We start from the raw sequence: 12,500 nt of genomic DNA, 5'->3' as shown, positions 1-12,500 counted from the left end.
GATGAGCGCTAATGCTGCTTCTGGACTGCAATTTGATTGCATCAATACACCTATTCTCTCTAAACTGACGTCCTTAAATAGTATGGGCGCCATTGACCCGCTGACAGCGGATTGTTATGGTAGCCAAATATAATGCTAATTCATGGACTTACGGCACTTTTATGAGACTCGACTACAAACATCTCGCACAAACGGTGCGTACTGCACGGCCAGTCGCTTCCAAGCGTCAAGCGCCTTATGCCCTAATCTTCGGCATTACTGGTCTATTTGGGGCGCTGATTGTAACAGTAGTCCTACTGAGCTCGCAGCGTTCTAACGATACTAATAGTAAGAGCAGCCCCATCATTCGCAATACCGCTAACATCCAGCCCACTATTAATAATAAAGCCAAACTATTAGCCAATACGGAAAATGCCTTCGAATACTATCAGTTGGCATTGCCTGCGCTACAAGCCACTACCAACAGCAACGATAGCACCGCAAGTAATAACAGCTGGCAGTCCTTTGTTATAAAGAGTGGCCACAGCTTAGCCGTTGTCGGCAGCCACGCCGGCGTTAAAAGCTCAGACATTCACGCATTAATGCAATTAGGCGATATCGTCGCACCTCTTTCTAGCTTATATCCTGGCGAAGAAATTCGTCTGCGGGTCGCCGATGGTAATTTGACTGCTTTAGAATATGACATCGACCTATCAAAGCGCTTAAGCATTACTCGTAATAACCCAAGCACTAACGATGCGCCCAGCTTTGACGCGCAAATTATTCAACGCCCATTAGAAATTCGTAATGCCTATGCCTCAGGTGTTATTGAACAATCTTTATTTTTAGCCGGCCGCTCTGCTGGTTTAAGTGATCGCTTAACCATGGAATTGGCCAATGTTTTTGGCTGGGATATCGACTTCAGCCAAGAAGTCCGCGAAGGCGATCATTTCACCGTGGTCTATGAACAACAATTCCGCGCTGGCGAACGCATCAACGATGGCAATATTATTGCCGCCGAATTCGTCAATCGCGGCGTAACCTATCAAGCATTACGCTTTACTGCACCTGATGGTCACACTGACTATTACACTGCTGATGGCAAAAGCGTTCGTAAAGCTTTTTTACGCAATCCCATCGACCTCGCTTACGCACGGATTTCATCACGCTTCAGTCTGGGTCGCATGCATCCTATTTTGCATAAGATGCGCGCTCATCACGGCGTAGACTATGCCGCAAGCACTGGCACGCCGATCAAAGCCACCGGTGATGGCAAAATTATTTTTCATGGTGTTAAAGGTGGTTACGGCAATGTTTTGGTCGTACAACATGGCCAACAATTCAATACTTTATACGCACACTTGTCTAAATTCGCTCGCGATACCAAAGTAGGCGCTCGCATTCGTCAAGGTCAAACCATTGGATACGTTGGCAAAACCGGCTTAGCTACAGGCCCGCACTTACATTTTGAATTCCGCGTGAATGGCGTCCATCGCGATCCCCTCACGTTCAAACATGCAGGCGGCCAAGCCGTTGCAGAACAATATCGTTCACAATTCACTCAAACTGCCACAGAATTACTCGCCCAGCTCAATACCGTTCGCAGCACTTCTGTCGCATCAAAATAAACCCATGACAGCTGCCTCCACAGGCACCTTATATATAGGACTCATGTCTGGCACTAGCCTCGATGGTATTGACGCGGCATTAGTTGAATTCACCGATAACATTCCGCGTTGCATCGCAAGTCATTACCAAGCCTACGATGCGGATTTAAAACAACGCATTCATGCACTGCAAAGGGCGCCAGAAAAAACCTCTAACAGCGACGTGCTGCACCAACTTTGGCAACTCGACATCGAACTTGCCGAACATTACGCCACCGCTGTGCATGCGCTACTTCAACAAACGAAATTCACAGCGAAAAACATTTGCGCCATCGGCAATCACGGCCAAACATTACGGCACTATCCGCCAAACACGCAACGTTCCGGTCCTTATTACAGTATTCAAATCGGTGATCCCAATCTCCTAGCGGAACGCACGGGCATTACCGTGGTGAGTGATTTTCGTCGTCGTGATATCGCGGCAGGCGGTCAAGGCGCGCCACTGGCGCCGGCATTTCATCAAGCTGTATTTACTCATCCAGAAAAAAATCGCGTTATTCTTAATATTGGCGGTATTGCAAACATCACGCACCTGGCTGCCAAAGCCAATAAAACAGTCATCGGTTTTGATACTGGCCCCGGCAACACCTTGCTCGATACTGCCTGCCAAAAATATTGGCAAACGGCTTACGATAAAAATGGCGAGCATGCGCAGCAAGGAAAAATTATTCCTGCCTTGTTAAATAAATTACTCAACGATAATTATTTTCAGCAAGCCGCACCTAAAAGCACCGGCTTTGAATATTTTGATTGGCGTTGGATAGTGCAGCACTATCCAGCACTCAACAATCATGCGCCGCACGACATCATCGCCACACTCACTGAATTAAGTGCGCGCACAATTGCCGATAGCATTTTAAAATTAGACACAACAACAGATGAATTATTACTTTGTGGCGGCGGCACACATAACGCTTATTTACGTGCGCGCTTACAACACTACTTACCTAACGTCGCTTTTCATACGACTGCGATTAATAATATTGATCCTGACTTTGTCGAAGCCGCAGCTTTTGCGTGGCTGGCTTATCGCACTATCAATAACTTCTCTGGCAATTTACCCGCCGTTACGGGCGCAACCGGCGAACGTATCCTTGGAGGAATTTATTGGGGCAGCAGTTCTATCAAATAACCATTCGCACCATTAAGTTTTAATTTTGTAACCCGTTTTAAACATCCACCAAACCGTTATTAAACACAGCGCTAGAAATAACAAAATCATAATTACACTGCCTAATACGCTGACATCAGCAATGCCGTAAAAACTCCAGCGAAATACATTTATCAAATAAACCACTGGATTAAACAAAGTTACCGTTTGCCAAAAAGGCGGCAACATATTAATAGAATAAAAACTACCACCTAAAAAAGTAAGTGGCGTTACGATCATTAACGGAATAACTTGTAACTTTTCCCAGCCATCAGCCCAGACGCCAACAATAAAACCAAATAAACTAAACGTCACGGCAGTTAATATCAAAAAACCAATCATCCAAAAAGGATGGATAATTTCAAATGCAACAAAACATCGAGCCGTGACTAAAATGAGCAATCCCAAAATAATGGACTTAGTAGCGGCCGCGCCCACATAACCAATAACAATTTCCATAGCAGAAATGGGTGCAGATAATACTTCATAAATAGTGCCTGAATATTTGGGCATATAAATCCCAAACGAAGCATTGGAAATACTTTCTGTCATCAAGGTCAGCATAATCAAACCCGGCACAATAAACGCACCGTAGCTTACGCCATCAATTTCCACCATTCGTGAACCAATCGCCGCACCAAATACTACGAAATACAAAGACGTAGAAATAACCGGCGAAGCAATACTCTGCATTAAAGTTCGCCACGTCCGTGCTAATTCAAAATAATAAATTGCGCGAATCGCATACATATTCATCGCTGCGCCCTCACTAAACTAACAAAAATTTCTTCTAGCGAACTTTGGCTAGATTGCAAATCCTGGAAATCAATTCCGTGCTTATTCAATTGCCGCAATAATTCCGCAATCCCCGTCTGCTCACTTTGAGTATCAAAGGTATAAATTAACTCATTGCCATCTGCTGACAATGCCAAAGGATAAGGCGCTAACTCAGCGGGAATGCTCGACAATGGATTCTGCAACTGCAAGCGCAATTGTTTTTTTCCTAATTTATGCATCAACACGTCTTTATTTTCGATCAGAATAATTTCACCATTACTAATCACGCCAATACGATCCGCCATTTCTTCGGCTTCTTTAATGTAATGCGTCGTTAAGATAATTGTCACGCCGCTGTCACGCAACGCACGCACCATGCCCCACATATCACGTCGCAATTCCACGTCGACACCGGCGGTAGGTTCATCTAAAAATAAAATCTGCGGTTCATGTGATAATGCTTTAGCAATCATCACGCGACGTTTCATGCCGCCAGACAACGTCATAATTTTATTATGGCGTTTATCCCACAACGACAAATCGCGGAGAATTTTTTCTATATAAATCGGATTAGGCGCTTTACCAAATAAGCCACGACTAAAATTGACGGTGGCCCATACCGTTTCAAATGCATCAGTGGTTAATTCTTGCGGCACTAAACCAATTTTTTCTCGCGCCGCTCGATAGTCTTTGACAATGTCATACCCATCCGCAAACACAGCGCCTTCGCTAGGATTCACAATGCCGCATATCACACTAATTAATGTGGTTTTACCGGCACCATTCGGTCCCAACAAAGCAAAAATTTCACCACGGCGAATTTCAAGATTAATGCCTTTTAATGCATGAAATCCTGAAGCATAAACTTTTGAAAGATTAATGACAGAAATGATCGACGACACAAAAACTCCGGCACAAACGTAGAAGCCAAGTATATTCGAGCCACCCTACAACCACTAGCGCCTTATCTATAAAAATTTACTTGAACACATAAATAAAGCCCGTGCATTATTTTAAAAATAAGATTAACTTAACCGCCTATTCAAGCCATTCGCTTTCGGAGTAAGTTCATGTTAAAAATCTATGGTTTCCCCACTTTTAATTTAAACAAAGTATTATTTACTGCTGAAGAAATAGGTTTAGAGTATGAATACGTTGCTTTAGATCCTACAAAAAACGAACACAAAACCCTAGAACATATACAACGTCAGCCCTTAGGAAAAATTCCGGCTATCGAACATAACGATAAAGCCATATTTGAAAGCGCAGCTATTTGCCGCTACTTAGCCAATGTGGGCGGCAAACTTTATAATGGAGACGCAATGCAGCGCGCTGCTGTTGATCAATGGATGGATTTAATCGCACACCATGCTGGCCGCTGGTTAGGCGTATTATTTTTCGAGGAATACATCAAAACTAAACTTATGAATATGCCGGCAAATGAAGCCGCCATTAAAGAAGCTAAAGGTTTTTTAGACCAACAACTTCCTGCGATTGACAAACATTTACAACACAACGAATTCTTCGCGGGCGATACCATTACCATTGCTGACACTTTTGGCTTGGCGTATTTCCATACGCACGAGGTCACAAGTATCGATTTTTCTAGCTATCCGAATATCACACGTTGGTACAGCCAAATGAAACAACGTCCCTCGTTTACAAAAGCGCTACGCCATTTTCAAAATAATTAATTAATATAAAGAGATCATAAAGAAATGCAGGTTATTGCCGTTTAGGCACAACCAAATTGGCAATCATGTCTTGGACGATGACCTTATCTTGATTCAAGGTAGTAATTTGTACTTTTATCAAACCCAACTCTGGTTTAGAACGGGAATCTCGCAATTCTAATACTTGTATAGAGGCATGTAATTCATCGCCGGGGCGCACAGCGAGCGGCCACTTAACTTGTTCAACACCGGCACCGATTGCGCCGCCCGCAATCGGCAATGCATCTACGATCATTCGCATAGTCATCGCCGCGGTATGCCAGCCACTGGCCACCAGACCTTTAAAAAAACTATTTTTCGCAACTTCTTCATCAAGATGAAAAGGCTGTGGATCATATTGTTGAGCAAAATTTTTAATCATCTCTGCGTCAACTACACGCGGGGGAGAACTGTAAATTTGCCCAATCACAAAATCATCAAAAAATAATAAACTAGAATTCGACATTCAATAACCTGCCATTAAAATAAAAATAGTACTGATGAAAATTACGCATCATTTTCTTGTGATACGGTAACGCCTGGCATGCCGTCATCTTCTAAGATTACGCTAACATCAATTGGGCGACAGCATACTGAACAATCTTCTACATAACGCTGTTCTTCTACAGAACAATCAATAAAAAGATCAATCGTTTCACCGCAATAAGGGCAATCAATATTCACAACCTCGACCCCACTCATGATGAAAACATCTTTTCAACACGCGCATGTGGCATCAGCCAAATAATCGCTGCCAATACATAGAGAGCACCCGCTATCGAAACGCTGACAAATGCCAAAGGAATCGCAACAACATACAGGATCATTGATAACTTACCTTTTATCTCAAACCCGCGGGCTTTGGCTAAAGAGGAATCGCGACCATGATGCGCCACCAATGCATATGCAAGTAAGAAATACGCAATGTCCGCCAATAATAGAACGAGGCCATATAAAGCGACGGGTAAAGCAGCAAAATCATTCTGGCTCATCCATGCCGTTGTAAAAGGCACTAACGATAGCCAAAATAACAAATGCAGATTTGCCCATATAACCTGATCATTGACCTGCTTCGCAGCGTGAAACAGATGATGATGATTGCTCCAATAGATGCCGATAAAAACGAAACTGAGCAAATAACTTAGAAATATAGGAACAAGAGGTTGCAATGCAGGGCCACTGGTTCCTTGGGGTATGTTTAATTTTAGCACCATGATCGTGATAATAATCGCGATAACGCCATCACTGAACGTTTCGAGCCGGGCTTTATGCATAATTCCATCCTCCGAAAATCTAAAGCAATAGTAACAAATCTCTTACACCAATATAATAAATAGCCTAGTCTACCGCTCTAATTACTTTACCCACTAAATACCCGCTCTCAAGATGACTGGATAAAAGATAAAAGCCAGAATTAAACAAATGCGCTAATATTCTTACTTCGCAGCAGCCAATCCTGAGTTTATCTTCCATGAAACCCTACTTCCCTCACCTCGTACTCTTCGTTATTGCATTTATTCTAAACAATTTAGCATTTGCCGCAGATGAGAAGCCGCGCCTGTTTAAACCGAGTACGATTAGACTAGTAACATTAAATGATAAAAAAACTCATTCCTCTTTATCATTTTTATCGCGCAATCAAGGTACCGAACTTCAACCAGGCACGAACACACTAGAACTTTATTACGAACAACTGTTACAGCTGAGCGCAGATGACCATGAAGTCGTAAAATCAGCGCCTATAAAAATTACTTTTGATGCCGCACTCTCTAATCAATACACAATCTCGCATAAAGAAATCACTAAATTAAAAGATGCAAAAAATTTTGCTAATTCGCCTGAATTCATTATTAAAAATCAAGATGGTATTATCATTGCGTTTAGCAACACAATCGCATCCGTAGCGCCCACCAAACTATTCAAAACCGATGACACCGATTTAAAGAAGTTACAAAGTGATTGGAAAAACACAGATAACGAAACACGCACAAGATTTATAGAGTGGGTTAATTCTGAAAAGAACGCGAATTTAAATAAATAAACTTCATAAAGCCTCGCTACAAACCTGTAACGAGGCGCTTCTTAATACTTAATTTAAGAAAACCTACTCTTTTGTTTCTTCATCGGCATCATCGCTGACGAGAATCATAATATCACTTGCCAAATACGCACTTAAACTACGAAGGTAATTCCCCTCCATCTCCGAATTATCTTTCCCAGCAATAGTTTTAAACCCAGCGTAATGAACAAACACTTTATTGCTTAATTTATCGCCAGCATTAGAGAATTTAGCAACTATTTTTTCAACTTGTAAAATAGTGCCCGTGTAGCGATAATTAACAGAAAATAAGTTATTGCCCGACAAAATGCGTGCATATTGATAATCAATATTAATTTGATAGTCCGCTTCAGCCGCAGAATCCACTAATGAAATCCGACTGCCCAGCGTTTCTTTCAACATGCCTGCAAATTCTTTTGCTAATTCCGATGCACTGCGAAATACAGCATGCTCACCTTCTAGTGAAAGTTTAAAATTTAACCAATACTTCTTATCCGCTCCATACGCGACCTCTACCACATTTTCATATTTTGCAGGCGTTAAGGGATCAGGCAGATCGGCTACTCCCGCAGTTTTTGATTTTTCTATGGTAGCGATAGCCTTCTCCACATATTTGCTAATCGCAGCGGCGCTGGGCTCTTTAGATATCTCCCGCAAAACAGCAATATACTTTTCATTTGCGCTGGCGCCTAAAACTCTAGAATAGTGCGCGGCTAATTTAATATTTTCTTTGTCTAAATTAGGCTCTGCGCTTAATTTCTTTAATTCAACAGAAACGGTATCGGTTAAGTATTCGTTCTTTTTAAATTCTTTCTGAAGCGCTCTTTTGGTGCCGCGAATTTTCAAATCATAATCATTAGACAAAATCATATTGGCCACACTCACCACAGCAGCAGACTGGTCTTTAACCCCTGATGAAGTGCTATTAATTATTTTATTTTCATTTTTATTAAGCTCAAAACGAGACAAAGCCTTTGTAGCGGATGCCTTTATCTTCTTATGCCCACTTTCCGCCGCCACTTTATTTAGCGTCGGCAAATACTTGTCATTGCCAGAAGACCCCAAAGCAATAGCCGACCAAATCATTTCATTGACGTGCACGTTATCTTTCATTAACTCAGCATCTTTATAGCCGGCCAATAATTTAGCCTCGATCACGTCAAATAATTTTTCATCTACCATACCAGCATGACTAATGTTTTTAAGTACTGCTATTTTACCTTTGGCGTATTGCTGCTCTAGCCCTGCGAGATAAGCCGTTGTTTCTTCAGAGCGATTAAGGACCCCATCAGCCATTGCACCAAATGCCAACAACATTAAAACCACAGATACTGATATTTTTTTAATAAAAATTTTCATAATTTGTCCTTTGTATTATTAATTCCAATGCAATCCAATATTGAAACTCTTTACAAGTCCAGACTTTTATCTAATTACCCTAGCTGCTAACATAGTACATACGTCTACTGATAAATTTAAATTTTAAACTAATAGGCAGGTTATTTTATGCATAAGATTCTTATCGCTGTTTTGCTGTGTTTCTCTGTTCAAGCATGCGGACCATTAAACCTTCGAAAAAACTACTATCAGTACGACGAAATTGTTGTGCCAGGTAAAACCAAAATATTGAATCTTTCCGACACAGAGAATTCAACTGAGCGCAGCGAGATATATTTAGATTCAGACGCAAGCGGAAGTCATCATCGATTCTGGCTCGCCACCTATGTGGATGGCGTACCGGTGCCCAAATATTTACAAAAAGTAAAAAATGATCTTAATTCAAAAAACCAAGGCGCTCAAGCCATTGCACTAACGCCAGGGAAACATACTATACAACTGTGCTGGATCTCTGTCAGCAGGCTGGGCGGCGGCGAGACTTGCGGACAAACAATAAAAGATGTCGACTATCAAAAAGGCAAGGTGTACTGGCTAAAAAGCGCTTACGATGCAGAGAAGCGCGCTACTTTATTGTGGCTTGAAGACCCAAAAACCGGCCAACTTTATTACGGCCAAAAACCCAGTCAATTTTAATAACACTTAAAGTCGCCAGGCACTTACCCTGCCTGGCGATTATCTCTCTATTTATTTGTATTTTTCATTAGCAATATAAATAGATTCGTCATTTACAAAGTTTTCACAAGGTAAATTCGCTGGCACTTTTTTTACTATCTCATTAGGCGCATTCAAATTTACGAGATTAATAGCACATTGATTATTATCTACAACCGCCGTTGCTTTATAGCGTCCTCCACTCTTAAATTCAGCGATATAAGTAGGTCGACAATATTGATATCCAGAGCCTAGATAGTTATCAATTCTGAATTTAAACCCCAACAATACAGGCGCGCCTGCATTTATTTGAATCGTTTCAGATTTTTGAGCAATAGATAGGGTCTCGAAATCAATTCCACCATCACCAATCGTCCCCTCATGCAATGGCAACCACTGCCTTTGATGGCAGACGTTAGCGGATATTTTTTCAACTTCACCCGTGATTTCCAACGTCGCACGAGCCTGCCCTGTCTCTAAAAAATACACAGGCGCCTTGGAGGTGGAACAGCCCATTAAAATCAACGGCAATATTAATATGAAAATGCGCATAAAAAACCTATAAAAAAATGGGAGCAACAAGAAACTATCTCATTACTCCCCTTCTTACACAACAAAAGATTAAAACTTAACAGCGACGCTAACTAGATCAACGTCTTCTTCGTATTCAAAAGTGCTGCTTAAATCAACATTCGTACTATATCGCTCATAGCTCAACGTAAACATTTTCAGCTGCATACCCACTCCGAAGAAAGGCTCAGCAGTTGTTTCGTCTTTTTCAAAACTATACGAAGAATCGAACGACCCATTTGTGTAAGAACTTTCTTTTTCTTCAAAAGAAAAATGTCTTACATACAAACCCAACTTTCCGAAAAATCCGAAACTATCAGTGATGGGCAATTTGCCTACAGAAGTAATATAAATACCTTGGACTTCGGTTTTTAATTCATAAGTGTCTGTAAAAATGAAGTAGGTTTCAGTGCTCGAAAACTCTCTTTCACTTAAAGGCAAATAACCAAATTCCATGCCCACATACCGATTGAAGTCAATGCCACCAAACAATTTAAATGTCGAATCTGTTTCATCCAAAGAATATTGATACGAAGCTGTAACAGGAACATCGATACGGTATGGTCTTGGAAGATTTGCATCAACATCTACAGATCCATAACCCGCACCAAAATAAAAATCCGGTTTGGCCTGCACGGAGCCCGCCCCCATTAACATGACTAAAGCCAACCATTTACAACTTACTTTTACATTACTCATTTTTTTCTCCATTTATTAACATAAAATTACAACAACCAAATATTTTACTTTTTCTATTCCATCTTATAAACCATGCATCAAAAGATAGAATATTTTTAATTTATCTAAAATCATTGACTCTAACTTTCTTTCTATGGCGTCCTAATAATACCAATCCTAATGCCAGAATAAAGAAATCAAAACTTCCACCGCCACTATCACCCGAGTTACTTGGAGGCACTTCAAAGCTTGAGGTGATTGTTGCGTTTGCAGAGGTATCACTAGATGCATAACCTATATCATTAATAATACTTGCGTTAACTGGAGAGTCTGGATTCCCACCAACAACAGCCGCAAAACTCGCTCTATAGGTGTAACTTTGGCCACCAGCGAGCGCGGGGATATTTGTCGTAAAAGATTCACTGCGAATAGAACCGAACAATGCAAAGCCCATAGGTATTGTGATTTTTAAACGCGAACCCTTCAATGCGATGCTACTATTATTGGTGATAACAATATCAATATCAGCATTGCTTAATACACCTACGGTAGGAGACCATCTTGAGTTTGCGTTTATAACATTCATGGAAATACCCACATCAACGGGCATAAGCTCTATAGCGCCTATATCACAAACAGCGGACGCAGCTGTGATTTTTTGAGGTCTTGGTCTGCCTAACAAATCATCGGTAATGAGGTTACCGCTTGCATCTTTACATCCATTGACCATATCTCCCGCATCAACACTCGTACTATGTTTGTGAGGAACGACAAAAATGCGATTACCATTCACATTCCAGTCTGTTAAATGTGGATAGCCGTTTGTAGAAGTAGTCGAGAACCCCCCCGAAAACGAACAACCAGTGTTGCCATTGATAATGCTATATATAAAAGATGACCAAACTCCGCCACAATTAGAACTTGTTTTTGTAAAAGGCGACAAAACAGTCACTTTTTCATTTCCCGAAACAATTGTATGCTGAATATTTAAAGTTGTGCCCGCATTAAAAATTGCACCGTTAGCTGTTGCAAGGTTGTTTTGATTGCCAAGGAGATTATCAACAACGGTTGTATTATGTATGGAAGCTGTTGTTGCTGCCGAGTATATCGCGCTGCCTTCACTAAGCGCGGTATTTTCTGCAAAAACGCTATTAACAATTTCAGCCGTGGAGTTACTTGCAAATGCTCCACCATCACCACCGGCAACATTACTAACGAAGCGAGAGCGTTTGATAGTTACAACACCCGTCCCCATTTTACAAATAGCACCACCGTGGCCAGCATTAGCGGTATTCCCGGAAAAAGAACTATCTTCAACACTCAGGTCCGCATTTTCAACATACACCGCCGCACCATTGCCTTGCACATAATTATTATCAAAACTTGAGTTACGAATAACGACTTTTGCTCCATTAGAATAAACCGCCGCACCATGGCGGACAGTGCTTAATTCACCCATATTTGCAATCGTCACACCATCAAGCAATAAATTACCACTGCCCGCCATTACAATAGCGCGCCCATCATTTTGACTAGTGGCAGTTACAGCAGTTTTGATTTCTACATTATTGATAGTTACATTTACTGTGGTCGCCACATTAAAAACATCCATGTCCATTGCTTGATTCACTATTAACGCAGTTCGTGAATTATCAATATGGATACCACTTACAATAAGATCAGCAGTTATCTGCGGCATTGATGTATCAACATTGGCAGAATTTACCGAGAACACAATGGTATCTGTCCCGCTACCGGACACGCAGCCGTTATAACTTGTGTTCGTATTAGCCGCTTTGATCGCTTCACGCAAAGTACAAAATGCATCATTTGTTTCATTATCTAACGAAGAATTAACC

General features: G+C 41.3%; 15 protein-coding genes (1 of these 15 running past the window's edge). 5 read left to right on the top strand and 10 right to left on the bottom strand.

From position 1 onward, the window contains the following. A protein-coding gene (locus tag H0W44_10210) for a tyrosine--tRNA ligase (protein MBA3582812.1) crosses the window boundary here: on the bottom strand, positions 1 to 42 show its beginning. Its footprint begins 1,170 nt before the window's first position; 42 of the gene's 1,212 nt are visible here — the first part of the coding sequence; the start codon lies at positions 40 to 42; its stop codon lies off the left edge, out of view. Positions 43 to 161: 119 nt separating this feature from the next. Here H0W44_10210 and H0W44_10205 point away from each other — a divergent pair, with 119 nt between their 5' ends. Both H0W44_10205 and H0W44_10200 read left to right on the top strand, forming a co-directional pair. Then, entirely contained in the window at positions 162 to 1,607 is a 1,446-nt protein-coding gene (locus H0W44_10205; protein ID MBA3582811.1) for a peptidoglycan DD-metalloendopeptidase family protein, read from the top strand. A 4-nt stretch (positions 1,608 to 1,611) separates the two neighbouring features. After that, complete coding sequence (locus tag H0W44_10200) at positions 1,612 to 2,778, top strand: anhydro-N-acetylmuramic acid kinase (protein MBA3582810.1); 1,167 nt, start codon at positions 1,612 to 1,614, stop codon at positions 2,776 to 2,778. 12 nt (positions 2,779 to 2,790) lie between these two features. Here the strand turns inward: H0W44_10200 and H0W44_10195 are convergent, their stop codons facing one another. Next, complete coding sequence (locus H0W44_10195) at positions 2,791 to 3,552, bottom strand: ABC transporter permease (protein ID MBA3582809.1); 762 nt, start codon at positions 3,550 to 3,552, stop codon at positions 2,791 to 2,793. Further along, entirely contained in the window at positions 3,549 to 4,475 is a 927-nt protein-coding gene (locus H0W44_10190; protein ID MBA3582808.1) for an ABC transporter ATP-binding protein, read from the bottom strand. The genes H0W44_10195 and H0W44_10190 overlap by 4 nt, the downstream gene beginning before the upstream one ends. Before the next feature lie 168 nt (positions 4,476 to 4,643). On the opposite strand from H0W44_10190, the gene H0W44_10185 reads away from it, so the two are divergent. Then, the gene (locus H0W44_10185; protein ID MBA3582807.1) at positions 4,644 to 5,267 is read left to right on the top strand and encodes a glutathione S-transferase family protein; all 624 of its coding nucleotides are present in this window, start codon (positions 4,644 to 4,646) and stop codon (positions 5,265 to 5,267) included. Between the two features lie 31 nt (positions 5,268 to 5,298). On the opposite strand, the gene H0W44_10180 is transcribed toward H0W44_10185, so the two are convergent. From H0W44_10180 to H0W44_10170, 3 genes are read right to left on the bottom strand one after another with little or no spacing between them, the layout of a single operon-like run. Beyond that, positions 5,299 to 5,751, bottom strand: coding sequence for a MaoC family dehydratase (locus tag H0W44_10180; protein ID MBA3582806.1), 453 nt, complete (start codon positions 5,749 to 5,751; stop codon positions 5,299 to 5,301). 41 nt (positions 5,752 to 5,792) lie between these two features. After that, entirely contained in the window at positions 5,793 to 5,987 is a 195-nt protein-coding gene (locus tag H0W44_10175) for a CPXCG motif-containing cysteine-rich protein (GenBank protein MBA3582805.1), read from the bottom strand. Next, a complete protein-coding gene (locus tag H0W44_10170; protein MBA3582804.1) occupies positions 5,984 to 6,559 on the bottom strand; it encodes a DUF1211 domain-containing protein in 576 nt (191 codons plus the stop codon). The genes H0W44_10175 and H0W44_10170 overlap by 4 nt, the downstream gene beginning before the upstream one ends. A gap of 197 nt (positions 6,560 to 6,756) precedes the next feature. Between H0W44_10170 and H0W44_10165 the strand changes: the two genes are divergently transcribed. Beyond that, entirely contained in the window at positions 6,757 to 7,326 is a 570-nt protein-coding gene (locus tag H0W44_10165) for a DUF2057 family protein (GenBank protein MBA3582803.1), read from the top strand. A 63-nt stretch (positions 7,327 to 7,389) separates the two neighbouring features. Here H0W44_10165 and H0W44_10160 read toward each other — a convergent pair whose 3' ends face one another. Then, positions 7,390 to 8,703: a hypothetical protein gene (locus H0W44_10160; protein ID MBA3582802.1), complete on the bottom strand. Its 1,314-nt coding sequence runs from the start codon at positions 8,701 to 8,703 to the stop codon at positions 7,390 to 7,392. A 147-nt stretch (positions 8,704 to 8,850) separates the two neighbouring features. On the opposite strand from H0W44_10160, the gene H0W44_10155 reads away from it, so the two are divergent. Continuing rightward, positions 8,851 to 9,375, top strand: coding sequence for a hypothetical protein (locus tag H0W44_10155; protein MBA3582801.1), 525 nt, complete (start codon positions 8,851 to 8,853; stop codon positions 9,373 to 9,375). A 51-nt stretch (positions 9,376 to 9,426) separates the two neighbouring features. Here the strand turns inward: H0W44_10155 and H0W44_10150 are convergent, their stop codons facing one another. From H0W44_10150 to H0W44_10140, 3 genes are all read right to left on the bottom strand, one after another. Further along, positions 9,427 to 9,945: a hypothetical protein gene (locus H0W44_10150; GenBank protein ID MBA3582800.1), complete on the bottom strand. Its 519-nt coding sequence runs from the start codon at positions 9,943 to 9,945 to the stop codon at positions 9,427 to 9,429. 69 nt (positions 9,946 to 10,014) lie between these two features. Continuing rightward, a complete protein-coding gene (locus H0W44_10145; protein ID MBA3582799.1) occupies positions 10,015 to 10,662 on the bottom strand; it encodes an outer membrane beta-barrel protein in 648 nt (215 codons plus the stop codon). Between the two features lie 100 nt (positions 10,663 to 10,762). Further along, a partial coding sequence (locus H0W44_10140; protein MBA3582798.1) for a CSLREA domain-containing protein occupies positions 10,763 to 12,500 on the bottom strand: 1,738 nt, incomplete at its 5' end.

The organism is Gammaproteobacteria bacterium (assembly GCA_013817245.1).
GTDB lineage: Bacteria > Pseudomonadota > Gammaproteobacteria > HTCC5015 > HTCC5015 > JACDDA01.
This window is presented reverse-complemented; position numbering and strand designations above follow the sequence as displayed.